We start from the raw sequence: 23,549 nt of genomic DNA, 5'->3' as shown, positions 1-23,549 counted from the left end.
TAATGTCAGCCCATGCGGCGCTGACGAAAGATCACTTGGGCGTGTTGGATTGTTTCGAAAGCTGCACGGCAAGGATGCCCGCCGCGATGATGGCGACGCCGATGATGTCCATCAGGCCAAGCGTTTCACCGAGCACGATCGCGGCCACGACCACCCCGAAAAACGGGTTGAGGAAGTGGAAGGTCGCCGCCTTGATCGGACCGATACGGGCGACCAGCGCGAACCAGATGAACGTGGCCAGAAGACCGGGGCCAAGCAGCGTGTAGGTAAAGGCCGTGCCCATGCGCCAGTTCCAGTTGAACTCCCATGTTTCGAACAGGAGCGAGACGATGAAAAGCACGACCGCACCGACGAACATCTGCAGGCCGACGATCATCATCAGGTTCCCCCCAGATGAGGCGCCGCGTACAGACAGTGTGGCAATCGCAAGGGCGATTGCCCCGATGATGCAGAGCATAAGGCCAAAGAGATCAACGCCTTGGCCCATTCGGCTGCCCATGATCAGCACCACGCCACCAAAGCCGAGCACGAGGCCGAGGGCAGCCAAAGGCGAGAGTTTTTCACGCAAGGCGGCCCAGCCGAGAAAGGCCACGATGAGGGGCATGGTGGAGGCGATGATCGAGGCAAGGGAGGCTTCGATCGTGGTCATCGCCACGAAATTCAGGCCGAGATAGAGCGCATTCTGGCAGAGGCCGAAGATCAGAGTGGCGCGCCACTGGTCGCGGGTCAGGTTCCAGTTCTGGCCCATGGCGCGGGCAATGGCGACGCCGAGAACGCCCGCAATCGCGAAGCGAATCGAGGAGATGGCGAGGGGCGGCGCGTCTGCGACGATGATGCGCGCCGAGGTGAAGGCCGAGGACCACAGGAAGGCGAAACACAGCCCCATGGCGATTGCGCGGAAATCCATTTCGGTCGCCTCACATGTTAACCAATTGCCGCGATGTAACAGCATCGTGCGCCGCGCTGCAACGCCCTGCGCACGGTCGAAGGGGCGAATCGGGGTTAACGGGCTGGGATTGTGGGGAAAACGCCTTTCGGTATTGCGTCGGTATCACGTCGGTATTGCGTCGGTGCGGTATTGGTCGAGCCGTGGGGTTAAGTTTGCGCCCGTTGCGCACGGCGTGCAGCCCGACGTGCCTTGCGGCGGCGGCGCAGGAAGCCTTCATTGGAGGGGGTATCCTTGCGGTGCAGCGGGAAGAACCGGTCAACGATGACATAGGCCAGAAGAACAAAAGCCAACGCAAAGCTGATTTGCCAGAGGCGGTCGATCATCTTCACGTCGGCATCGCCGCTCAAAGGGGAAATAGCCCCCCCGAAGACGATGATCATGGTGGAGAGCGCCGTGCCTGCGAGGGCTGAATCGGCGCGGTCGGACACCAGCCAGCGTGCCAGCGTGACGGCCCCGAGGGTCATGGCCAGCATCGCCACCGGCATGAGGGGGGCGATCACGGTGACTTCATAGGCGATGATGGCTGCGATCCCGCCGATCACGTTCGCCTTGAGCATCCCCTTGGCGACGGTGGGGCCTGCACCGCGGGCGGCGGCCAGTTGCATCGACAGGATGGCAACGAAGAACAGGGTGATCAACATGCCGCTGCCCGACAGGAAGAACAGCATGGCGAAGGGGATCGTGACCAGCGACATACGCAGGACAAGGCGACCGGGTTCAGGCCGGATGCCGTTGGCCCCGGCAGCGGCAGGGGCAGGCATCGCACCGGGCGGAAACTGCCAGAACATGAAGACAGTCCAGAGCCACGCGATGCAGAGGTTGAGCGGCAACCAGATCACGAGAAGCCATGTCATTTCCTGCGAGACGATCACAAGGTTCGGCACCATCAGGGCCGCGATCAGGGCCAGCACGACGGACAATTTGCCTGCGCCGGTGCTGCCCCAACGAAAGCTGATTGCAACCGCCATGGCAACGGCCAGCAAAAGCGGCACCGGGTAGGACGAGAGGGCCGACGCGATCAGCCAAGACGCCACGAGAAAGACCACCGCCTGTTGAAACAGCCCCCAGAAGGCCCGCGCGGGCATGGCGGCGGGGGCTTGCAGGAACAGGGCAACGAAGACGGCGGAAAACGTGGCGAGCGGCCAGCCGATCAGAAGGGCCACGGAGAAGGCGGCACTGGCACCGAGGGCGAGGCGCAGCCCGCGCCTGTTTGCCGCCGGGGACAGCAGGGGCGGTGGGGAAGAGTCGTCCGGCAGGTCCGGCATCGGGCCGGTGGATGCCTGATGGGGCTGCTCAGTAGGCATAGGAGAACCACGAGACGACCCGGATATAGGCGCGTCCGATGGTGTTGAGCAGGGCGTTGTCCCCTGTGTAGACGATCACGTCGGCCTGTCCGTTGAGCGAAAAGCGCACGTCGTCGGTTTCATCCCCCTTGAGGTAGTCGGGCAGGACGATGCGCACCGGGAACCGCTGGGGGGAGCGCAGCCAGCCGGCGGCGCGCGGGATCGAGGCGGGTTGGCCGGGTTTGCTGGTTGTGCCATCGGAGGCGGCGGCGGAATAGCTGGAAATCCGGCCTTCGATGATACGGCCCGGATGGCGGTCAAGCACAACGTCCACCCGGTCGCCGATCTTGATGTTGCCGAGGTTGTTTTCGGTCAAATAGGCCTCGATCCAGATATTGGAGGCATCGAGGAAGGTCAGGAGATCCTGTCCCGCGCGTGCATAGCTGCCTGCGGCAAGGTCGAGATCGGAGAGCGCCCCGCGCGCCGGGGCGGTAAGGGTGGTCCAGCTCAGTTTCAGCTCGGCATCGGCCAGCGCCGCGAGCGCCTTTTGAATGCGCGGGTTGTCTTGTCCAGTGCTGCCCAGAGAGGTGCGGATGCTTTCGAGATCGGCGGTCGCGCGTTCGACCTCGGCCTCGGCCTCGGACAGGCGGCGGCGGGCCTCGTCGCCTTTGGCAATGGCCACGAGACCCTTGGCTTCGAGGTCGAAGACGCGGGAGGCCTGGAGTTTCTCGGTTTCCAGATCGGCCTTGGCACGTGACAGTTTTGCCTGAGCGCTTTCGACGTCGGCGGACCCTGCGCCCACGTCCTGCATGGCGCGGGAGAGATCGGCGCGGGCTTCGTCAACGCGGATTTCGTAGCTGCGCTGGTCGATCACGGCGAGCACGTCTCCGGCTTCGACGATCTGGCCGTTGCGGGCGCGGATATCGACAACGGTGCCCGAGACCTGCGGCGTGATCGGTGTGAGAACCGCCTTGACGCGAGCGTTCGAGGTGAAGGGCGTGATCCGGTCGGCCGCGAGATACCAGACGAGAATCACGAGCAGCAGGCACAGCGTGGTCCAGAAGGCGTTCTTCATGTCGTTTCTCCGGTTGCGTCGGCAGCTTCGGTTTCGTCCGTGACGAGGGGCTGGCCGTCATTCATCCAAAGCATGACCAGTTCGTAGAAGACGGACAGGATGACCGGGCCGATAAAGATGCCGACGATGCCGCCGGAAAGCACCCCGCCAATGACGCCGACAAGGATCACAAGAATCGGCGTGTCGAGGCCGCGTGCGATGAAGATCGGGCGCAGGAAGTTGTCCATGATCATCACCGGGATCATGATCGCGGTGAAAAGCAAGGCCATGCCGGGCGACATGGCCGACCAGGCCCAGATGATTGCGGGAATGATCACCGGGCCGGGTCCGACCTGAACGATGCCGAGAATGAGACAGATCATGGCCAGCATGCCCGCCGTCTGGATGCCGAAGAGGAACATGACCACGCCAGCAAGAAAGGCCTGTATCGCCGCAACGCCGAGCACGCCGCGCGACACGTTGCGCACGGTGGCGGTGGCCAGTTTGATGAACTCGCCACCCTTGGGGGCAAAAATGCGGTTGCCGAAATTCTGAAGCATGCCGCCAAGTTTCGGCCCTGCGGGCAGCATCATGCCCATGACCACCACCGACAGCGCCATGGCGAGAAGCCCGAGGCCGATGCCGGCCAGCATGCCGCCGATGCTTTTGCCGAGGTTGACAATCACCGAGCCGTATTTGTCGACCGCCTGCGCAAGGTTGTTGTCAAACAGGGCCCAGGTCTCCTGGATCTTCGGGCCGAGGATTTCCCAGCTGTCGATCCGTTCGGGCAGGGGCGGGAGCCTGAGGTCGCCGGAGGCGGCGCGATGGGCCCAGTCGTTGGTGAATTGCGCCAGCCCCGCGACCGAGGCCCAGAGCGGGCCGATCGTCAGTGCGAGGCCAAGGAGCACGATGATCGTCGCGGCCCAGCCGCCGCGTCCCCCGAGAAGGCGGGCGAGCCAGTCGTAGACCGGGTACACCGCCACCGCCAGAATGGTGGCCCAGATCACGATGCCGGCCAGTGGCGCCACGATGACAAATGCGGCGTAGATGAAGAGGCATAGGAAGACCAGCCGGATGCCAAGGTCCACGATGCGGCGATCATCTGATTGGTTCATGTCGTACCCTTCCCAAATCCCATTTTTTCCGCGTAGGTTGGGTTTCGATACCCAACGGCGTTTGCCGCAGTTTGGCACAGTGACTCCGCGTTGAGGACAGGAAAATGGAAAATATGCAGAAAAGTGCGGGCCCCCTTGTCTGGATGGACCATCATCGCTGGACAATCCTGTTGGGGTTGCTGGTTGTTCTGGTTGCGATTGGCGGTCTGGAAGGGCATTTCAACGGCCTGGAGCGCGTATCGCAGATCGGCATGAGCGTTCTGTTCCTCGGGGTTGTGGGAGCGATCGAACGAAACACCTGGTTGCGGGCGGTGATGATGCTGCCCGTGGCCGTGTGGATGGCGCTGATGCTGGCAAACAGCCTGTGGCCGGGCAACCGGATCGACGTGTTGTTGACCGGGGTCGCGGCGGTGTTGTGGGCGGGGAGCATGTTGATCGGGTTCCGGCAGCTGTTCGTGTCGGCCCATTCGGAATACGAGCGGCTGGCCAGTGGCGTGTTCAGTTATCTCCTGATGGCGGTCATCTGGGGCATGATCTATTGGCGGATCGAAGCTGTCGCGCCCGGATCGTTCAACCTGCCCGACGGGGTGAGCGGAGCGCAGCAAGGGCCGTTTCTGTATTTCAGCATGATCACCATGACCACGGTCGGTTACGGCGAGATCACCCCGGCGGCGGAGTTGCCGCGCATGTTGACAGGGCTTCAGGCCATTGTGGGAACCATGTTCGTAGCGATCTTCATCGGGCGCAGTGTCGGTCGGCTGACGTGAGCAGGGCCTCGGGCCGGATTATGGGCCAGATCACCTGGGTCTATACGGAAGACCTTGGGCAGACGATCCCGTTTTACCGCGATGTTCTGGGGCTGAGGATTGACCGGGACGCCGGGGCGGCCATGATTTTCGAAACCGCACCGGGGGCGTTTGTCGGTGTATGCACGGCGTTCAACGACCGTGTTGTCGAGCCCAAGGGGGGCATGATCACGCTGTTGGTCAAGGATGTGGCGACCGTGGACGCTTGGCATCAGCGCATCGTCGATGCCGGAGCCGTACCCATGCGCGCGCCCGAGAAGATGGAGCGTTTTGGTATCTACAGCTTTTTCTGCAGGGACCCGAACGGTTATGTGATCGAGGTGCAGACCTTTCTTTGAATGGAAGGGCGACTTTGCAAGACGACTGCTCCTGCACCATGCGGGCACGTACGTGATTGGCGCCGTTTAATCCCGTTTTCTTGTCCGGCTTCAAAATAATTTCACAGTTTTGATCTAGCTCAAATCCAACATCCCGCGTGCATCATTAAGGTGGGTGCTTACCGCTGGAAGTTGAGCATGGAGTCGGGTCAGGGATGGCGAAGGTATGCGCGGATAGCATTTGCAAGATCGAGTTGCTGCGTGCCCTGTCACCAGAGGTGCGCGACTGCCTGTTGAGCCGTGCACGTACTCGTGACGTGAAACGCGGGGAAACGCTGAGCTGGCAGGGCGACAGGGCCGAAACACTCAAGATCGTCACACGCGGCTGGGTGAAACTGTTCCGGGTCAGCGAAGAGGGACATGAGGCCGTCGTTAATACCTTGGGGCAAGGTCAGAGTTTTGACGAGGTGCCGGCGCTGCTTGGCGGGGAAAGCACCGTATCTGCAGAAGCGATAACGGAGGCCACGGTTCTGTTGCTGAACCTGACCGACATCTGTTCCTGTACCAATGCGCGGGCAGAATTGTCGCGGGCGGTGTTGTCAGCGGCCCAGATCCACATGAACAGCATGACCAACCAGATCGAGGGGCTCAAGATCAAGACCGCGACACAACGTCTGGGCGAATTCCTGTTGCAACAATCCGGTGAGCATGACGGGCTTCGCAGCTTTGTTCTGCCATTTGGCAAGGTCGTGCTTGCGGGCATGTTGGGCATGAAGCCGGAGAGCCTGTCGCGCGCGTTTTCTCGGCTGAAAGACGTGGGTGTCTGTAGCGCGGGCGGCAAGGTTGAGATCAACGATCCGGCGACCTTGCGGGATTGGATGCTGCAGCAGTCGATACGCTAGATCGCTGGGGCGGGCGCAGGCGCTGTCGCGCGGGTCAAGGCGTGTCAGGCTCCGTCGTCGGCATGGGCCGAGGACATCTCGCGGAAGCGTTCGAACATCATCACGTATTCTGCCGGGATGTCGCGGAAGGACAGGATACCGACCAGCGTGCCGTTTTCCATCACAGGCAGGTGACGAAAGGCGTCGCCGAGCTTGGCCGCAAGCGCATCGGAAATGGCATCGTCAATATCGACGGTCACGGGATTCGGAGTCATGACCTGGTCCGCCGTTGCGGTGTCCGAGGCAAGCCCCTGCGCGACGCCGCGAAACACGATGTCGCGTTCGGTCAGGATGCCCCCGAGCGTTCCATCCGCGACCACGGCCACCGCGCCGACACGTTCCTGCGCCATCTTGCGGGCGACTTCACGCAGGGGGGTGTCGGGGGAAACCGTGTGAATCGGGCGGTTGGCCAGAAGGGCGCGAAGGGATGTCGTGCTCATTTTGTCCTCGGGTGACGGGGCGCGCGTTCGTGGAGAGTATGGGCCGGGGAGAACGAGGGGGCAAGCAGTTGGCGCGCCGTCGGGGCGCGACAAAAAGAAAGGGCCGCCCGAGGGCGACCCTTTCGATAACATACCAAGCGAAAGCTTAGCCGTTCACGCTGTCTTTCAGCGCCTTGGCGATGGTCATTTTCACCACCTTGTCGGCTTCTTTCTTGATCTGCTCACCGGTCGCAGGGTTGCGTACCATGCGCTCGGGGCGTTCGCGGCAATAGATTTTGCCAACGCCCGGCAGGGTCACGGCACCACCGGCGGACACTTCGCGGGTGATCAGGGCGCAAACGGCTTCGAGTGCGGCACCTGCGGATTTCTTGTCAGAGCCCATTTCCTCGGCCAGAGCGGCAACGAGTTGGGTCTTGGTCATCGGTTTCGCCATTTCAGGTCTCCATTAGTCTGCCCGAGTAGTTGGGCCTCGTGTGGCGCATTTAACGGGATATGGTAGGGCAACACAATCAGTAGTGTGCCTAAAAACCATCTTTTTAAGGGGTTTTTAGCAACTTTCCGCTAGGTCAAAGGAAGGCGGTTTCGTCAAAAGACCGCAATTTGCGCGAGTGCAGCCGTTCAAGAGGCATTTCGCGCAAGGTTTCCATGGCCCGGATTCCGATCATCAGGTGACGCGCCACCTGTGTCTTATAGAAGTCTGACGCCATGCCGGGAAGCTTCAATTCGCCATGCAGCGGCTTGTCGCTGACACAGAGCAGGGTGCCATAGGGAACGCGGAACCGGTAGCCGTTGGCGGCGATGGTGGCGCTTTCCATGTCGAGCGCGATGGCGCGGGACTGGGACAGGCGCTGGACCGGGCCGGTATGTTCCCTGAGTTCCCAGTTGCGGTTGTCGATCGTGGCGACGGTGCCGGTGCGCATGACGCGCTTGAGATCATAGCCCTTGAGATCGGTGACATCGGCCACCGCCTGTTCCAGCGCGATCTGCACCTCGGCCAGCGCCGGGATCGGTACCCAGACCGGCAGGTCGTCATCGAGCACGTGATCTTCGCGCAGATAGGCATGAGCGAGGACGAAATCCCCGAGGCTTTGCGAGTTCCGCAAGCCCGCACAATGGCCGACCATGACCCAGGCATGGGGGCGCAGCACGGCGATATGGTCGGTGGCTGTCTTGGCGTTGGACGGGCCGACGCCGATATTCACCAGCGTGATGCCCGATCCGTCGGGGCGCTTGAGGTGATAGGTCGGCATCTGGGGTTGCTTGTCGACCGGGGGAATCACCGCTTCGGGATCGGTGATCTCGACATTGCCGGTGCTGACAAAGCTGGAATAGCCCGAATTCGGATCGGCCAGAACCTCTCGGGCATAGGCTTCGAACTCGGTGACATAGAACTGGTAGTTGGTGAACAGGACGTGGTTCTGGAAATGCTCGGGTGCGGTGGCGGTGTAGTGCGACAGGCGGGCGAGCGAATAGTCGATGCGCTGGGCGGTGAAGGGCGCGAGCGGGCCGACGCCGTTTTCATCATGCGCATGCATGCCGTTGACGATGTCGTCATTGGTGGTGGAAAGGTCCGGCACATCGAAGATGTCGCGCAGGGTGAAGGCGGTGGCGCCTTCCTGTGGCACGGTCAGGTCGGTTTCCGAAGACACGGCAAAATGCACCGGGATCGGGGTTTCCGAAGCGCGGATTGTGACGGGGACGTTGTGGTTGTCGAGCAGGAGCTTGATCTGTTGCGTGAGGTAATTGCGAAACAGGTCGGGCCGGGTGATCGTCGCCGCATGCACGCCCGGTTCGGCGACGTGGCCGTAAGAGAGGCGCGAGTCGATCTGGGCAAAGCTGGTCGTGGTGATGCGGATTTCCGGATAGAAGGCGCGGACGCGATGGCCTTCGGGGCCATGCGCAAGCGTATGGCGGAACTGGTCGCAGAGAAAGGCAATCGCCGTTTCATAAAGCTCGATCAGGCGGTCAACGGCCTCGGCCGCGTCTGTATAGGAGCGCGGGGCGGGGACGTCGGGGGTCAGGACGGGAATCTGTTGCGGCGTCATTCGGCGACCTTGATCACTGGAGTGAGTTCGAAAGTGGTGACATCGACAAGCCCGAGATCAGAGATGCGCAGCTCGGGGATCACCACCAGCGCCAACAGGGAATGCTGCATATAGGCGTTGTTGAGCGTGCAGCCGCAGGCTTCCATCGCCTCGACCATGGCTTGGGCTTTGGTCGCAACCTCGGAAGCGGGCTGGTCGGACATCAGCCCGGCGATCGGCAGTTCGACAAGGGCGATTTCCTGACCATCCTTGAAGACGGTCACACCGCCGCCAACCTCTCCCAGACGGTTGGCCGCCAGCGCCATGTTTTCGCGGTCGGTGCCGACCACGATCATGTGGTGGCTGTCATGGGCGACGGTCGAGGCCATCGCCATCTTGCCTTGGTAGCCAAACCCCGAGACCAGCGCGTTGGTGGTGGTGCCGGTGGCGCGGTGGCGTTCGACAAGGGCGATCTGGCAGATGTCATTGGCGGGGTCGGTTTCCACGATGCCGTCCTTGACCGACAGCGTCGCGGTGAGCGCCTTGGTCGGGGCCTGATTTTCAACCACGCCAATCACGTTGGCTGTGACGGAGGTGGCGCCATCGGGGGCTGCGATCTCGAAATCGGAGGCGCGCCGCGCCGGGCCGAGATTGACGGTCTGGCGCGCATGGGCGGGCCAGTCGTAATGCGGACAATCCACGGTGATCTGGCCGTCACTGGCGACTGTCTGGCCACGGGCGAACACATGCTCGATGGGCAGTGTCGTCAGGTCGCTGGTCAAGATCACATCGGCACGCCGGCCCGGCGCGATCGACCCCAGTTCGCGTTCAAGGCCAAAATGGGTGGCGGTATTGATCGTGGCCATTTGCAGCGCGATCACGGGATCACAGCCACAGGCGATGGCATGGCGCACCACGCGGTTCATATGCCCGTCATGCACCAGCGTGCCCGAATGGCAGTCATCGGTGCAGAGGATGAAGCTGCGCGGGTCGAGCCCTTTTTCCGTGACGGCGGTGATCTGGGTTTCGACGTCATACCACGCCGAGCCAAGGCGCATCATCGAGCGCATCCCCTGTCGCACGCGGGCGATGGCGTCGGCCTCGCAAGTGCCTTCGTGATCATCCGCCGGACCACCGGCGGCATAGGCGTGAAAGGCGGGGCCAAGATCGGGGCTGGCATAATGGCCGCCCACTGTTTTGCCCGCGTTCTGGGTGGCGGCGATCTCGGCCAGCATCTGTTGAGAGCCATTGACGACTCCGGGGAAGTTCATCATCTCGCCCAAGCCGATGATGCCGGGCCAGTTCATCGCCTCGGCCACATCCTCGGGGCCGATCTCGAACCCGGTGGTTTCCAGCCCCGGCGCGGAAGGCGCACAGGACGGCATCTGGGTGAAGATGTTGACGGGCTGCATCAGCGCTTCGTCATGCATCATGCGCACCCCTTCAAGGCCCAGCACATTGGCGATCTCGTGCGGGTCGGTGAACATCGAGGTGGTGCCATGCGGGATAACGGCGCGGGCAAATTCCGCCGGGGTGAGCATGCCCGACTCGATATGCATATGTGCGTCGCACAGGCCGGGGATCATGAAACGCCCGTTTGCCTCGATGATCTCGGTATCGGGGCCAATGCAATGGGAGGCGTCGGGGCCGACATAGGCGATGCGCCCTTCGGCCATGGCAATATCGCTGTTGGGAAGGATCTCGCGCGTGTGCACGTTGACCCATTGGCCGTTGCGGATGACGGTGTCGGCGGCGTCGCGGCCTGCGGCAACAGCGACGAGGCGGGGGGCGGTTTCCGCCCATGTTCTGATATGTATTCGCTCCATGGCCCACGTTGACATGAGTGTAGGGGGTGTTCAAGGTCGTCCATCATGAAGCTTTTGCGAAAGGTGTTTCAGGTGGATTTTGATACCGTTGATGCAGGGGAATTCGGCGCCTCATTGCGGGGCATCGGGCTCAATCTTCTGGTGCGGGACGTGAAGGCGCTGTGTGACGTGCTGGAGACGGTTTTCGCAATGAAAACGCATCAGGTGACGGCGGATTTCGCGATTGTCACCTATGGCGCGCAGGTGTTTCAGTTACACAGTGACGGCACCTATCATTCCAACCCGCTTTTGGGATTGTTGCCCGAAGCCGGGGCGCGTGGGGCGGGGATTGAAATCCGGCTTTATGATACGGACCCGGATGTAGCAGCGGAAAAGGGCGAGGCGGCGGGAATGCACGTTTTGCAGGCGCCGAGCGACAAGCCGCACGGGCTGCGGGAGTGTTACTTGTTGTGTGAAAACGGATATGCCTGGGTGCCCAGCCGGCCGCTGTGACAAATGGGGGGCGCTGCCCCCGCCGCAGCAAGCTGCGACTCCCCCCGGGGTATTTCTGGAAAAAGAAAGATACAGGGAATTTGGGCTTCCATCTCGTGACCCTATCCCGGGGCGCCGTCCCAAACAGGCTCAGCTTGCTGACCCATGCCCAACATCTGGCAGGCGCCGCAAGGCGCCGAAGATGGCGGGAGCCCTACCGGGTGCAGGTGTCGTTTTTGAGATAGCGGGGTCGGCCTGGGCCGGGGCAGGGTGGCTGAAACGATAACGGGAGAACGAGAGATGAGCGTGACGGAACTGCGCCCCAACATGGAATTCTGGCAGGAGCGCGTGGACATGGCGGCGGCGTTCCGTTGGACGGCGCGGCTCAACATGCATGAAGGCGTGGCCAACCATTTCAGCCTGTCGGTGAACGAGGATGGCACGAAGTTCCTGATGAACCCGAACCAGGTGCATTTTTCCCGTGTGCGGGCGAGTGACCTGATCCTGGTGGATGCCAATGATCCCGAAACGCTCAGAGGGCCGGATGCGCCCGACCCGACGGCCTGGGGACTGCATGGTGGCATTCACCGGCATTGCCCACATGCGCGTTGCGCCATGCATGTGCATTCGATCTTTGCCACGGTGCTGGCGTCGCTGGCTGACAGCCGCCTGCCACCGATCGACCAGAACTGTGCCACGTTCTTCAATCGCTACGTGATCGACGAGGGCTATGGCGGGTTGGCCTTCGAGGATGAGGGGGAGCGTTGTGCCGCGCTTTTGACCGACCCCAAGGTCAAGACGATGATCATGGGCAACCATGGTGTGATGGTGATCGGGGACAGTGTCGCGGACACGTTCAACCGGCTTTATTATTTCGAGCGCGCTGCGGAGACCTATATCCGGGCCTTGCAGACAGGGATGCCGCTCAGGGTGTTGTCGGATGAAGTGGCCGAGAAGACGGCGCAGGAGCTGGAGGAATACCCCGAGCAGGATGTGCGTCATCTCGCGGAGTTGAAGGCGATTTTGAACGACGAAGGGTCCGATTACGCAAGCTGAGGCCAAGTCAGGGAGAGGGCTATGTCAGAGGACTTTGCAACTGATGGCGAGGTGGCGCGCTGGCACTACCGCCCGCCGCATCCGGTGCGGCTCAACCCCTTGTTCCAGTGGCCGATCCGGTTGCGCGCGGTCTGGGACTGGTATCGTGGTGCTTGGTTGATGATCACCGCCGTGACCGTTCCATTGGTGTTTGCAGTGGTTGTGTGGGCCGTGTTCCTGCCGCCGCTGGAGAGCATGAAAACTTTTCAGGCGGGTTGGATGCTGCGCATCTGGCTGTTGAACGTGATCCCGCAAACCCTCGTTGCTGGGGGGCTGCATTGGTGGCTCTGCATGCGCAAGGGTCAGGGGATGCAGAAGAAATTCGACAAGCGTGACCTGACGCGCAAGAACGGCGTCTTTACTTTTGACAACCAGGTGTTGGACAATATCTGGTGGACGTTGGGTAGCGCGATGACGGTGGCGACGGTCTACCAATGGCTGATCTTCTGGATTATGGCCAATGGCTGGGTGCCTGTGATCCGTTTTGGCGATGCGCCGGTGTTTTTCCTGATCTGGATGGCGTTGATCCCGATGTGGTCGGGGCTGCATTTCTACTGGGTGCATCGGCTCGAGCATCATCCCAAGCTCTACCGCCATGTGCATGCGGTGCACCATCGCAACGTGAATGTCGGGCCATGGTCGGGGATCTCGAACCACTGGTACGAGAACATGTTCTATTTCACGACCTATTTCGTGCATCTGGTGGTTCCGTCCAATCCGCTGCATCTGATGTTTCACGTCTATTTCCAGCAGTTGAGCCCGGTGTTTTCGCATTGCGGGTTCGAAAAGCTGATCGCCAAGGACAGCGAGATTGCCAAGTCGGGCGACTTCTTTCACCAGCTGCACCACCGCTATTTCGAGTGCAACTACGGCACGTCGGAAATTCCTTTCGACAAGTGGTTCGGGACGTTTCACGACGGGTCGGCAGGGGCAACCGAGCGGACACGGGCGCACAAGAAGCAGATGTACACACGTTAGCCCTGTCTGAGGGCGCGGGGTGTTGTCGCAAAAGTGGCGCGAAAGGCGCGGGTCATGGCGGCCGGGTTGGCGTAACCACAGCGCACCGCGATCTCGGAAACGGCAAGGTCGGTGTCCATCACCAGCTTGCGCGCCAGCGTCAGGCGCATGCGCTGATAGACGGTGGCCGGGGGCGCGCCAAGCTCGGCCCGCATACGGGTTTCGAGGGTTTTTTGTGTGGCCCCGGCGCGGCGCGCGAGGATCGGGATGGGCAGGGGGTCTTCCAGTGTTTCCTGCATCAGCGCCAGCGCGCGGTTGACGATCCGGCTGGCCGGGACGCTGCCGCCATGTGAGCGGGCGGAATCCCGGGTCATGAACAGTTGCGCGACTTCGAGGGCGAGCGCCTGTCCGTGGTCGCGCCCGATGAGATGCAGCACGAGGTCAAAGGCTGCCATTGCACCGGAGCAGGTGATGCGGTCGCGGTCGATCACAAAGCGCTCGCGCAGGACGTCAACCTCGGGGAACCGTTCGGCAAAGGGGGTGAGTTCTTCCCAGTGGATCGTAGCCTTGTACCCGTCGAGCAGCCCGGCGCGGGCCAGAAGCCAGCTACCCGTATCAAGGGCGGTGAGGGTTGAGAACCGCCGGGCGGCGGCGCGCAGGGCGGCCTGGGTGGACCATCCGTCGTGGCCGTGAAAGCCATAGGAGGGCATCACCATCAACATGTCCCCTGACGCCGCGTTCAGGCGGTTGTGCGGTGTGACGGGGAGGCCGCTTGAGCTTTCAACGGGCTGGACATCGAGGGAAAGAAAGGTCCAGTCATAAAGTTGTTGACCCGAGAGCATGTTGGCGGCGCGCATGGGCTCCACCGAATTGGCAAGGCAGTGGTTGGAGAACCCCTGAAACAGGAGAACCCCGATCTTCTGCGGTGCGGCGTGTGTTTTTTCCCAAACCGGCATGATCAGACAATAAATCTGCATGATCAATACGGGCAAGCGAATTTCCATGGGACCGTTCCAAGGGGAGAGCCGTGATGCAGTTCGGATTGAATGAAGAACAGGAGATGATCGTCTCCACCGTGCGCAGTTTCGTGGAAAACGAGATCTATCCGCATGAAGACATGGTTGAACGCACGGGTGAGGTGCCCGAGGAGATTGCCGAACGGATCAAGCAGAAGACCATCGAGCTTGGCTTTTATGCCTGCAACTTTCCCGAGGAAGTGGGGGGCGCGGGGTTAAGCCACCTTGAATTTGCGTTGGTGGAGCGGGAGTTGGGGCGCGGTTCGATGGCGCTCACCCATTTCTTTGGGCGACCGCAAAACATCCTGATGGCCTGCGAGGGCGAACAGAAAGAGCGCTATCTGTTTCCGGCAGTGCGCGGCGAGCGGATGGACGCGCTGGCCATGACCGAGCCGGGGGCCGGGTCGGATGTGCGGGGTATGAAATGTTCGGCGGTGCGGGATGGGGGCGATTGGGTGCTCAATGGCACCAAGCACTTCATCTCGGGCGCGGAGCACGCGGATTTCGTGATCGTTTTCGTGGCTACAGGGGAAGACATGACGCCCAAGGGGCCCAAAAAGCGGATCACAACCTTTCTCGTTGATCGCGGCACGCCGGGGTTCACCATTCGGGATGGCTACAAGTCGGTCAGCCACCGGGGCTACAAGAATATGGTGCTGGAGTTTGATGACTGCCGCCTGCCGGATGCACAGGTTCTGGGCGAAGTGGATGGCGGGTTCGCGGTGATGAATGAATGGCTCCATGCGACCCGCCTGACGGTGGCGGCGTTCTGCGTGGGGCGCGCGAGGCGGGCGTTTGACTATGCGTTGGACTATGCGGCGCAGCGGGAACAGTTCGGCCAGCCGATTGGCAAGTTCCAGGGCGTCGGGTTTCAGATTGCGGACATGATCACCGAGATCGACGCGGCCGACCTTTTGACGCTGGCGGCTGCGGATCGGCTCGACAAGGGGTTGCCGTCGAACCGCGAGATCGCCTCGGCAAAGCTTTATGCCTCGGAAATGCTGGCGCGGGTGACGGATGCCGCGATCCAGGTCCACGGTGGGATGGGGTTGATGGATGACTATCCGTTGGAGCGGTTCTGGCGGGATGCGCGGGTGGAACGAATCTGGGATGGAACCAGCGAGATCCAGCGCCACATCATCAGCCGCGACCTTTTGCGGCCATTGGGGGCATGAAGATGGTGACATGTCCTTCGAACGCACTTGCCGGTGGGGGCCAGCCCCCACACCCCCGGGATATTTCCGGCAAAAGGAAGGAGAGGGGGAGGCGCCCGAACAGACACCTCCCAAGAAAACACGAGGGTCTTCCCATTGCACGGTCATCGGCTTCCCAGCCTGTGCCGCGCCCTCAGGTTGCAACGGCAAGGTTAATATTCCGTTTCTTCCTCTTGCCCAAAATATCCCCGCCGGAGGCTTCTGTCCTTGCGGTACGCGCAGGAGCAGACAATGTCGCGTGACCTTTCGAGGCTGATACGGCCCGGGAGTGTGGCCGTGATCGGGGGCGGAGCGTGGTGCGCCGAAGTGGTGCGGCAGCTGGCGCGCTTTGGTTTTGACGGAGCGATCTGGCCTGTTCACCCGAAGGCGCAGGTGGTTGGCGGGCGCGCGGCCTATGCGCGGCTGGAGGATTTGCCCGGCGTCCCGGATGCGGCGTTTGTCGGCATCAACCGCAGGGCGACGATTGAAGCGGTTGCGGTGCTGTCAGGCATGGGTGCTGGTGGGGCGGTGTGTTTTGCTTCGGGCTTTGCAGAGGCGCACGCGGAGGATGCCGAGGGTGCGGACCTGCAGGCCGCGTTGATCGCGGCGGCGGGCGATATGCCGATTCTCGGGCCGAATTGTTATGGGTTGGTGAATGCCGTGGATGGCGTCGCGATCTGGCCGGACCAACATGGGTGCGCTCCGGTTGAGCGCGGCGTGGCGATCCTGACCCAGAGTTCGAATATCGCGATCAACCTGACCAACCAGCGACGCAGTGTGCCGATTGCCTATGTCACAACCTGCGGAAACATGGCGCAGTTGAGCCAAGCGGCCATGGCGCGGGCGTTGCTGGAAGACGCGCGGGTAAGTGTTCTTGGCCTGCATGTCGAGGGGTTCAGCGACCTTCGTGACTGGGAGGCGCTGGCAAAGGCCGCGCATGCTCGGAGGGTGCCGGTGGTGGTGCTGAAAGTCGGGGCGTCGGATCAGGCGCAGGCAGCGACGGTGTCGCACACGGCGTCTCTTGCCGGAAGTGATGCGGGGGCGGAGGCGTTGATTGCGCGGTTGGGGTTCACGCGTGTGCATGACCCGGCGGTGTTTCTTGAGACATTGAAGCTGTTGCACATGGTGGGGTCTTTGGCTTCGCCTGCGGTCGCGTCGATTAGTTGTTCGGGGGGCGAAGCCAGCCTCATGGCCGATCTGGGGCTGCGGGCCGGGTTGGACTTTCCAACGTTGCTGGCCGCGCAGAAGGACGAGATGGCGAAGGTTCTTGGGCCGATGGTGGCGTTGGCCAATCCACTGGACTACCACACGTATATCTGGCGCGATGCGGATGCGATGACGCGGGCGTGGGCCGGGATGATGGCGCCGGAGATTGCCCTGACCTTTTCCATCGTCGATTACCCGCACGAAAACCGGCAGGATTGGGATTGCGCCACCGAGGCCGCGATCCGGGCACATCGGTTGACGGGGCGCCCGATGGCGGTGGTGGCGAGCCTGCCCGAGTTGATGCCACAGGATGTTGCCAAAGAGCTGAGCGCCGCCGGGGTGGTGCCGCTTTACGGGCTGCGCGAGGCGGTTGAGGCCGCAGCCGCGGCGGCGCGGGTTAGCGCGCCGGAACCATTGCCACTGGCTTTGCCGGGGCGGCGCAACGCGGAAGTTTTGCTGAGCGAGGATGAGGCGAAGGCCGAGCTTGCGGCGTTTGGCATAGACATGCCGCGCCGGGGTGTGGCGGATTCGGTTGATGCCTTGTCCGGGGCGGCCGAGGGTTTGGCGCCGCCGCTTGTGCTCAAGGGCATGGGGCTTGCACATAAGAGCGAGGCGGGGGCAGTGCAGCTTGGGTTGACCGCACAGGATCTTGAGGCCGCGGCGCTGGAAATGCCCTGCGCGCGTTTTCTTGTGGAAGAGATGATCGACGGGGCCGTTGCCGAGCTGTTGGTTGGTGTGACCCGCGACGTTGCGCATGGGTTTGTGCTGACGCTTGCAGCGGGCGGCGTGCTGACCGAGGTCTTGCAGGACAGTGTGTCGGTGCTTGTGCCGTCGAGTCGCGAAACGCTGAAACAGGCTTTGTTCCAGCTCAAAACGGCGAAGTTGCTCCATGGGTACCGAGGGGCGCCCGCGGCCAATATCGAGGCCATTTTGGACGCCGTCGAAGGGTTGCAGAACTATGTCCTTGCCAATGCGGAGACGCTTGGCGAGGTTGAAGTGAACCCGCTTATTGCGACGCCGACGCGCGCGGTGGCGGTGGATGCATTGATACGAAAGGGAGAGCCATGAGCGAGACGCCGGTCAAAACGAGGCGCGAAGGTGCCATTCTGGAAGTGACGTTGGACCGGCCCAAGGCCAATGCGATTGATCTGATCACGAGCCGGGTCATGGGCGAGGTGTTTCGCGACTTTCGGGATGATCCGGATCTGCGGGTTGCGATCCTGACCGGCGGCGGGGACAAGTTCTTTTGCCCCGGCTGGGACCTCAAGGCGGCGGCGGATGGCGACGCGGTGGATGGCGATTATGGTGTCGGCGGTTTTGGCGGGTTGCAGGAACTGCGCGACATGAACAAGCCGGTGATTTCGGCGGTGAACGGGATTGCCTGTGGCGGCGGGCTGGAGCTGGCGATTTCGGGCGACATCATCCTTGCAGCCGATCATGCCAGTTTTGCCCTGCCGGAAATCCGGTCAGGCACGGTGGCGGATGCAGCGAGCGTGAAACTGCCAAAACGCATTCCATATCACATTGCGATGGAGCTTTTGCTTACGGGGCGGTGGTTTGATGCCGAGGAGGCACATCGCTGGGGGCTTGTGAACGAGATCGTGCCGGGTGAGAGGTTGATGGCGCGAGCCTGGGAATTGGCCGAGCTTCTGGCGAGCGGGCCGCCGCTGGTTTATGCGGCGATCAAGGAGATCGTGCGCGATGCCGAAGACGCAAAGTTCCAGGATGCCATGAACCGGATCACCAAGCGGCAGTTGCGTTCGGTTGATGTGCTTTATGACAGCGAAGACCAGATGGAGGGCGCGCGGGCCTTTGCCGAGAAGCGCGATCCGGTCTGGAAGGGGCGGTGATCGACATCGCAGCCCTTGAGCTGTTCCTACCGCGCCAGGACGAGACCCACGCGCGGGCGGTGGCCGAGTTGCGGGCCGGGCGCAAGGTGACTCATTGGATTTGGTGGGAGATTCCGCAACTGCGGTCTCTTGGGCGGTCGCAGCGGGCGCGTGATTACGGTCTGGCCGATTTAGATGAGGCGGAGCGCTATCTGGCGCATCCGGTTCTGGCCGCGCGGTTGATTGCATTGTGCGATGCGGTGTTGCTGCATGAGGGTATGGCACCTGAGGCGATCATGGGACCGGTGGATGCGCTCAAGCTGCAGAGTTCGATGACGCTGTTTTCCGCTGTTCCGGGGGCGCCGGATGTTTTTGAACGGGTGTTGGTTAAGTTTTTTGAAGGGCAACGGTGTGCGTTGACCGAGGCGGAACTGGCAAGCGCAGATCAGAGGCGGTGAAACAGGGCGATGAAACAGCGGTCGTCCTTGTGGGGGCCGTGGGCGTTTTCGCCGTAAACGCGGGCCTTGGGCAGGTGCAAATCGCAAATCCGATCGGATAAGGCGTCGAGCTTTGCTCTGAAGCCGACGGTTTCGAAATGGCGTTCGTGGATCGACAGGGCAAAAAGCGCACCGGGGCGGGTGATCCGCAGCAATTCATCCAAAGCGTCAGGGCCGACATGGCCGTTTGTGAAGGTGCCTGAGCTGACGATCCCGTCATAGGTGGCGTCTTCGACCGGCAGGCGCTTGGTCAGGTCTCCGACAAAGAGGGTCCGGTAGATGGATTTAGTGTCGGCGACATCCAGCATTTCCTGTGAGATGTCTGTTGCGTCGCATGGTGTGGTGCCCAGAGCGGTGAGGATTGCGCCGCAGAGTCCAGTGCCTGCTCCTACGTCCAGGACGGGGCCGACTCCGCCCGCCTCGACAAAGTAGCGTGCGACTTCGCGGGGCAGGACATAGTCAGAGGCTTGGGCAAAGCCGGTGTCATAGGTTTGTGCCCAGTCGCGATAGAGGCGCCGGGAGTCCTGAGGGGTCTTGAGGCTGTAGGCGGCCTCGAGGTTTGGGTCTTTCTTGGGACTCATGGTCACAGTGAACGGGCTGGAGCGCGCAAAAGCAAGAGGCGGCTCTTGTGTCGGGCGCAGGCTGGAGGCAGGGTGCGGGAATGACCAAGACTTTGCTTTCCCTCGGGCATGGCTATAGCGCCCGCGCCCTTGCCCGCCGTCTCGTGCCCCAAGGGTGGCGCGTGATCGGGACCGTCCGTGATTCCGATCAGTTCGCCGCAATCGAAGCCGAAGGCGCAGAGACGTTGCAGTGGCCCATCGACTTTGAAGAGGCATTGCAAGGGGTTACGCATGTTTTGACCTCGATCCGTCCGGACAAGGAGGGCGACCCGGTATTGCGTATCGGGCGCGAGGTGCTGGTCAAGGCAGCGCCTGATCTGGAATGGGTCGGCTATTTGTCGACCACCGGGGTTTATGGCGATATGGATGGCGGCTGGGTCGATGAGGACACGGCCCTGCATCCGGGCGGCAAGCGCGGGCAAATGCGGGTTCTGGCGGAGGCCGAATGGCGCGATGTGCCCGGTCTGCCCCTGCATATCTTTCGTTTGGCGGGGATCTATGGGCCGGGGCGCGGCCCCTTTGCCAAGCTGCGCAACGGCACGGCGCGCCGGATCATCAAGAAGAACCAGGTGTTTTCGCGCGCCCATGTCGAGGATATCGCGCTGGTCTTGGAGGCGTCTATGCGCCAGCCCAATCCCGGTCGGATTTACAACGTCTGTGATGATACCCCCGCGCCGCCGCAGGATATTCTGGCCTATGCGGCTGAGCTTTTGGGGATGGCGCCGCCGCCGGAAGTAGCCTTTGAAGAAGCGGACCTGACGCCCATGGCGCGCAGTTTCTACAGCGACAGCAAGCGGGTGTCGAATGCGCGGATCAAGGACGAGCTTGGCGTGGTGTTGAAGTACCCCAATTATCGCGATGCACTGAAATCCATGTTGGAAGAGGAACAGCGCTAAGCGCGTTGTTGCTGCGGGGACGGTCGCGGCGCTACGCGTCGAGTTCCTTGGTTTCGCGTGCGATGGACCATTCGATGAGTTCCGTCCAGAGCGTGCGGACAAGGGTCGGGTCCAACCCCTTGGCTTCGGCGGTTGCGCTGACCTTGTCCAAGACCTCGGCGACCCGGTTGGTGGTTCTTGCAGGCAGGTTTTCGATTTTCTTGAGAGCGACGGCTCGGTCGATATAGCCGCTGCGTGTCTTCAGCAGCGTGATGAGTTGCACGTCAAGCGCGTCAATCTGCACGCGCAGATCGGCCATTGAGGTGCAATTTTCGGGGGCAATGAGGCTGGTCATGAAGCTTTCCGGTTTTTTGGATCAGGGGGACGGGCTGCCAAGAAGCGTTTCCAGATGGTGAACTGCGCGCTGTGCGCGAGTCTGGCAGAATTCTTCTGACGGGCTGGACTGACGGCCAATGACCCGGCGGATTTGCAGGTCTCCGATCAGCAGGTCGAGGTAGAGTCCGACGGCATCGGCGGTTTCGGCGAAGTGCAGCTGTCCGTCGTCGCGTGCGCGTTCCAGCACCTTTTCGAGGAGCGGAAACACGGCTTCGCGCCCGGATTGCGAGAGCGTGGCGCCAAGCTCGCCACTGTGATCTGCCGCTGCGGCCCGGTTTAGCGCAACGGCACGGTCACCAGTCAACAGGTTGAGCAATTTGGGGCCAAGCGAGGCGAGAATGGACAGGGCGTCATGGTCTGTGTCCAGTTCCTCGACAAGATGGGCTTTCACCTCGGCGGCGTTGCGCGTGACAAGGGCTCGGAACAGCCCCTGTTTGTCTCCATACCAGTTGTAGAGGGTTTCGTTTGAGGCGCGCGCCTGTTTCGCGATGCCCGCCATGGAGGTCCCGCCATAGCCCTTGGTTTCCAGAACCGCGTAGGCGGCGGTTTCGATTTGTTGCTGACGGATCGAGCGTTTTTCGTCGCGCATTTTGTTCCCCGGCTTGTTGACAGAAGCCGTAACGGCAATTACGGATATGTGCAACCGTAATCCAAAATACGCTTTTGAAGGAATCGATATGACAAAATCTGATCGTCACACCATCGCCGCGCTTGTGGCTCTGATCCTGTTACAGCTCATCATGCTGTCGGCTCTCTATGCGGGCATCCGCCCGCATCCGCCCATTGCAACGCCGTTGTTCGGCATTGCGCCTTTTCTTGGGGCGTCGATGGCCATTGCGATCGGTGCGATTATCGTGGGGCCGTTGACGGACAGGGCGGGGAGAGGTCTGAGCCTACTGGCGGCGCTGATGGCGCTGATGTCCTTTGGACCGCAGAAATACCTTGATGCACAGTTTCCGCTGATCTGGCCCGCCGTGATCCTCGGGCAGATGGCCGCGGTGGTGATCTTTGTGCGGGTTTTCATGGCGCGTCGTGGGGAACCCACGCACGCAAACGAGGTGCGGGTGTAATGGCGCGCTTGCTGGTAGTCCTTTCGATGTTCTCCCTGCTGTGCGTGGGGGGCATCTTCGGGTTCTTTTACGCGTGGGTCTGTTCGACCATGTGGGGGCTGGATGCGGGTGATCCCAAGGTGGCCATTGCCGCGATGCAGAGCATGAACGCGTCTGTGCGTAACCCTGTGTTCTTTCCGATATTCTTTGGCACGCCGGTGGTCTTGGCCGTCACGGCACGGGTGGCATTGCTTGAAAACCGAAAGGATTCGGCGCTCCTGCTTGCGCTGGCTGCCGTCACTTATGTGCTCGGCGCGTTTCTGCCCACGGCGTTGATCAACGTGCCGATGAATGAAGCGCTGGCGCTGGTGGAGATCCCGCTGGACCAGGATGCAGCGCAGCGTATCTGGCAGGACTATTCGGGTCGCTGGCAGATGTGGAACGTGATCCGAACCAGTTTCAGCGGCCTTGCATTGATGCTGACCGGGCTTGCGCTTGTGGTTCTCGATTTGTCGCGGTCGAGATGAAGGAGGCGTTGGCGCCCTAGAGTGCATCGCGCCTGTGTCGTGGAGAAGCCTGCGGGGATGCAAAGGCCCAACAGAGAAACGCCCCGCCAGCAAGCTGACGGGGCGTTTCAGCCCGTGAGCGTTCAGTAGGTGAAAGGCCAGCGTCCCCTTGCGGGACCTCAGGCGTCGCGCTTGATCTCGACCGTGTGAGGATAGGGGATCGAGATGTTGGCCTTGTCGAAGGCTTCCTTGACGCCTTGCGTCATGGCGAACTTCAGTTCCCAATAATCGGCGGCGTTGCACCAGATGCGCGCGGTGATGTCGACCGAGCTGTCGCCCAGATTGGTGACACGAACCCACGGCGCGGGGTCTTTGAGCACACGCTCGTCTGCTTCGGCGGCGGCAAGGATCACGGCCTTGGCCTTGTCCGCGTCATCGCCATAGTCGATGCCAAAGACAAGATCGACGCGGCGCGTGTCATGGGCGGAGAAGTTGGTGATGATCGAACCCCAGGCCTGGCCATTGGGGACGATGATCTGCACGTTGTCCGGTGTCACCAGTTCGGTGACGAAGAGATTGAGGTCAACAACCGTGCCCGCAGTGCCGCCGATATCAACATACTGGCCGATCTTGTAGGGGCGGAAAAGGATCAGCATGAAACCCGCCGCAAGGTCCGAAAGCGTCCCTTGCAGGGCAAGGCCGATGGCCAGCGTGGCGGCGCCGAGCATGGCAACGAGAGACGTCGCCTCGATTCCGTAAAGGCCGAGGATCGCGACGAGCACGATCAGCAGGATCACCCAGCGCACGATACTGGCCGCAAAGTTGCCGAGGGTCTTGTCGATCTCCGGCGTGGCGTTTACGCGGCGGCGGACAAAGCCACTGACGGCGCCTGCGACGATCCAGCCAAGGATCAGGACGACCAATGCCTTGATCGTTGCGATCACCAGCGGGCCGAAAGCGCCTGCCTGTTCCATCATGGTTTCCATTCTTGCGTTTCCTTCGTTCTGTCTGAGCCGCGCGCCGGATGGTCGGGCGAGGATTGGTGCCAATAGTCCAGAGGGGAGGATTATTTTCAAGCGATCTT

26 protein-coding genes are annotated in these 23,549 nt (G+C 61.8%); 13 read left to right on the top strand and 13 right to left on the bottom strand.

Going from position 1 to position 23,549, the window contains the following annotated elements:
• Positions 1-31: 31 nt before the first annotated feature.
• The 4 genes from ACS3QZ_RS13085 to ACS3QZ_RS13070 all read right to left on the bottom strand — a co-directional run bounded on the left by ACS3QZ_RS13085 (position 32) and on the right by ACS3QZ_RS13070 (position 4,401).
• Positions 32-907 (bottom strand): DMT family transporter, encoded by an 876-nt coding sequence (locus ACS3QZ_RS13085; RefSeq protein WP_456038230.1) that lies wholly within the window; start codon positions 905-907, stop codon positions 32-34.
• Between the two features lie 188 nt (positions 908-1,095).
• Positions 1,096-2,253 (bottom strand): DUF2955 domain-containing protein, encoded by a 1,158-nt coding sequence (locus tag ACS3QZ_RS13080; RefSeq protein ID WP_456038229.1) that lies wholly within the window; start codon positions 2,251-2,253, stop codon positions 1,096-1,098.
• A complete protein-coding gene (locus tag ACS3QZ_RS13075) occupies positions 2,243-3,307 on the bottom strand; it encodes an HlyD family secretion protein (protein WP_456038228.1) in 1,065 nt (354 codons plus the stop codon). The genes ACS3QZ_RS13080 and ACS3QZ_RS13075 overlap by 11 nt, the downstream gene beginning before the upstream one ends.
• The gene (locus ACS3QZ_RS13070; protein ID WP_456038227.1) at positions 3,304-4,401 is read right to left on the bottom strand and encodes an AI-2E family transporter; all 1,098 of its coding nucleotides are present in this window, start codon (positions 4,399-4,401) and stop codon (positions 3,304-3,306) included. Before ACS3QZ_RS13070 ends, ACS3QZ_RS13075 begins: the two co-directional genes overlap by 4 nt.
• Before the next feature lie 113 nt (positions 4,402-4,514).
• Between ACS3QZ_RS13070 and ACS3QZ_RS13065 the strand changes: the two genes are divergently transcribed.
• The 3 genes from ACS3QZ_RS13065 to ACS3QZ_RS13055 all read left to right on the top strand — a co-directional run bounded on the left by ACS3QZ_RS13065 (position 4,515) and on the right by ACS3QZ_RS13055 (position 6,426).
• Positions 4,515-5,168: a potassium channel family protein gene (locus ACS3QZ_RS13065; protein ID WP_456038226.1), complete on the top strand. Its 654-nt coding sequence runs from the start codon at positions 4,515-4,517 to the stop codon at positions 5,166-5,168.
• A gap of 20 nt (positions 5,169-5,188) precedes the next feature.
• Positions 5,189-5,545, top strand: a complete 357-nt coding sequence (locus ACS3QZ_RS13060) for a VOC family protein (protein WP_456038225.1) — start codon at positions 5,189-5,191, stop codon at positions 5,543-5,545.
• Between the two features lie 194 nt (positions 5,546-5,739).
• Positions 5,740-6,426: a Crp/Fnr family transcriptional regulator gene (locus ACS3QZ_RS13055; protein WP_456038224.1), complete on the top strand. Its 687-nt coding sequence runs from the start codon at positions 5,740-5,742 to the stop codon at positions 6,424-6,426.
• A 44-nt stretch (positions 6,427-6,470) separates the two neighbouring features.
• Here ACS3QZ_RS13055 and ACS3QZ_RS13050 read toward each other — a convergent pair whose 3' ends face one another.
• The 4 genes from ACS3QZ_RS13050 to ade form a co-directional block, all read right to left on the bottom strand.
• Positions 6,471-6,905, bottom strand: coding sequence for a CBS domain-containing protein (locus ACS3QZ_RS13050; RefSeq protein WP_456038223.1), 435 nt, complete (start codon positions 6,903-6,905; stop codon positions 6,471-6,473).
• Positions 6,906-7,050: 145 nt separating this feature from the next.
• Positions 7,051-7,338: an HU family DNA-binding protein gene (locus tag ACS3QZ_RS13045; protein ID WP_058238617.1), complete on the bottom strand. Its 288-nt coding sequence runs from the start codon at positions 7,336-7,338 to the stop codon at positions 7,051-7,053.
• Positions 7,339-7,471: 133 nt separating this feature from the next.
• Positions 7,472-8,950 (bottom strand): AMP nucleosidase, encoded by a 1,479-nt coding sequence (locus tag ACS3QZ_RS13040; RefSeq protein ID WP_456038222.1) that lies wholly within the window; start codon positions 8,948-8,950, stop codon positions 7,472-7,474.
• Positions 8,947-10,755: an adenine deaminase gene (gene ade, locus ACS3QZ_RS13035; protein ID WP_456038221.1), complete on the bottom strand. Its 1,809-nt coding sequence runs from the start codon at positions 10,753-10,755 to the stop codon at positions 8,947-8,949. Before ade ends, ACS3QZ_RS13040 begins: the two co-directional genes overlap by 4 nt.
• Positions 10,756-10,800: 45 nt before the next feature.
• Between ade and ACS3QZ_RS13030 the strand changes: the two genes are divergently transcribed.
• From ACS3QZ_RS13030 to ACS3QZ_RS13020, 3 genes are all read left to right on the top strand, one after another.
• The gene (locus ACS3QZ_RS13030; protein ID WP_456038220.1) at positions 10,801-11,247 is read left to right on the top strand and encodes a VOC family protein; all 447 of its coding nucleotides are present in this window, start codon (positions 10,801-10,803) and stop codon (positions 11,245-11,247) included.
• Positions 11,248-11,526: 279 nt separating this feature from the next.
• The gene (locus tag ACS3QZ_RS13025; RefSeq protein ID WP_456038219.1) at positions 11,527-12,282 is read left to right on the top strand and encodes a class II aldolase and adducin N-terminal domain-containing protein; all 756 of its coding nucleotides are present in this window, start codon (positions 11,527-11,529) and stop codon (positions 12,280-12,282) included.
• A 21-nt stretch (positions 12,283-12,303) separates the two neighbouring features.
• A complete protein-coding gene (locus ACS3QZ_RS13020) occupies positions 12,304-13,299 on the top strand; it encodes a sterol desaturase family protein (RefSeq protein WP_456038218.1) in 996 nt (331 codons plus the stop codon).
• Here the strand turns inward: ACS3QZ_RS13020 and ACS3QZ_RS13015 are convergent.
• The gene (locus ACS3QZ_RS13015) at positions 13,296-14,234 is read right to left on the bottom strand and encodes a GlxA family transcriptional regulator (RefSeq protein WP_456039340.1); all 939 of its coding nucleotides are present in this window, start codon (positions 14,232-14,234) and stop codon (positions 13,296-13,298) included. The genes ACS3QZ_RS13020 and ACS3QZ_RS13015 overlap by 4 nt on opposite strands.
• A gap of 74 nt (positions 14,235-14,308) precedes the next feature.
• On the opposite strand from ACS3QZ_RS13015, the gene ACS3QZ_RS13010 reads away from it, so the two are divergent.
• The 4 genes from ACS3QZ_RS13010 to ACS3QZ_RS12995 all read left to right on the top strand — a co-directional run bounded on the left by ACS3QZ_RS13010 (position 14,309) and on the right by ACS3QZ_RS12995 (position 18,980).
• A complete protein-coding gene (locus ACS3QZ_RS13010) occupies positions 14,309-15,469 on the top strand; it encodes an acyl-CoA dehydrogenase family protein (RefSeq protein WP_456038217.1) in 1,161 nt (386 codons plus the stop codon).
• A gap of 270 nt (positions 15,470-15,739) precedes the next feature.
• Positions 15,740-17,761, top strand: coding sequence for an acetate--CoA ligase family protein (locus ACS3QZ_RS13005; RefSeq protein ID WP_456038216.1), 2,022 nt, complete (start codon positions 15,740-15,742; stop codon positions 17,759-17,761).
• The gene (locus ACS3QZ_RS13000) at positions 17,758-18,543 is read left to right on the top strand and encodes a carnitinyl-CoA dehydratase (protein WP_093091773.1); all 786 of its coding nucleotides are present in this window, start codon (positions 17,758-17,760) and stop codon (positions 18,541-18,543) included. The genes ACS3QZ_RS13005 and ACS3QZ_RS13000 overlap by 4 nt, the downstream gene beginning before the upstream one ends.
• On the top strand, positions 18,540-18,980 hold the full coding sequence (locus ACS3QZ_RS12995) for a DUF1810 domain-containing protein (RefSeq protein ID WP_456038215.1): 441 nt from the start codon (positions 18,540-18,542) through the stop codon (positions 18,978-18,980). The genes ACS3QZ_RS13000 and ACS3QZ_RS12995 overlap by 4 nt, the downstream gene beginning before the upstream one ends.
• Here the strand turns inward: ACS3QZ_RS12995 and ACS3QZ_RS12990 are convergent.
• A complete protein-coding gene (locus ACS3QZ_RS12990; protein ID WP_456038214.1) occupies positions 18,968-19,600 on the bottom strand; it encodes a class I SAM-dependent DNA methyltransferase in 633 nt (210 codons plus the stop codon). The genes ACS3QZ_RS12995 and ACS3QZ_RS12990 overlap by 13 nt on opposite strands.
• 80 nt (positions 19,601-19,680) lie before the next feature.
• Here ACS3QZ_RS12990 and ACS3QZ_RS12985 point away from each other — a divergent pair, with 80 nt between their 5' ends.
• Entirely contained in the window at positions 19,681-20,535 is an 855-nt protein-coding gene (locus tag ACS3QZ_RS12985) for an SDR family oxidoreductase (RefSeq protein ID WP_456038213.1), read from the top strand.
• 31 nt (positions 20,536-20,566) lie between these two features.
• Here ACS3QZ_RS12985 and ACS3QZ_RS12980 read toward each other — a convergent pair whose 3' ends face one another.
• Positions 20,567-20,869 carry a chorismate mutase gene (locus ACS3QZ_RS12980; protein ID WP_456038212.1) on the bottom strand — a complete coding sequence of 101 codons (303 nt, stop codon included), beginning with the start codon at positions 20,867-20,869 and terminating at the stop codon, positions 20,567-20,569.
• A gap of 21 nt (positions 20,870-20,890) precedes the next feature.
• Complete coding sequence (locus ACS3QZ_RS12975) at positions 20,891-21,499, bottom strand: TetR/AcrR family transcriptional regulator (protein ID WP_456038211.1); 609 nt, start codon at positions 21,497-21,499, stop codon at positions 20,891-20,893.
• Between the two features lie 88 nt (positions 21,500-21,587).
• On the opposite strand from ACS3QZ_RS12975, the gene ACS3QZ_RS12970 reads away from it, so the two are divergent.
• Complete coding sequence (locus ACS3QZ_RS12970; RefSeq protein ID WP_456038210.1) at positions 21,588-21,980, top strand: hypothetical protein; 393 nt, start codon at positions 21,588-21,590, stop codon at positions 21,978-21,980.
• Positions 21,980-22,486, top strand: a complete 507-nt coding sequence (locus ACS3QZ_RS12965) for an anthrone oxygenase family protein (RefSeq protein WP_456038209.1) — start codon at positions 21,980-21,982, stop codon at positions 22,484-22,486. The genes ACS3QZ_RS12970 and ACS3QZ_RS12965 overlap by 1 nt, the downstream gene beginning before the upstream one ends.
• A 158-nt stretch (positions 22,487-22,644) precedes the next feature.
• Here ACS3QZ_RS12965 and ACS3QZ_RS12960 read toward each other — a convergent pair whose 3' ends face one another.
• Positions 22,645-23,451: a mechanosensitive ion channel family protein gene (locus tag ACS3QZ_RS12960; protein WP_456038208.1), complete on the bottom strand. Its 807-nt coding sequence runs from the start codon at positions 23,449-23,451 to the stop codon at positions 22,645-22,647.
• Between the last annotated feature and the right edge of the window lie 98 nt (positions 23,452-23,549).

Source organism: Shimia sp. W99 (assembly GCF_053851455.3).
The sequence above is the reverse complement of the archived record's forward strand: the minus strand, read 5'-3'. Positions and strand labels throughout refer to the sequence as shown.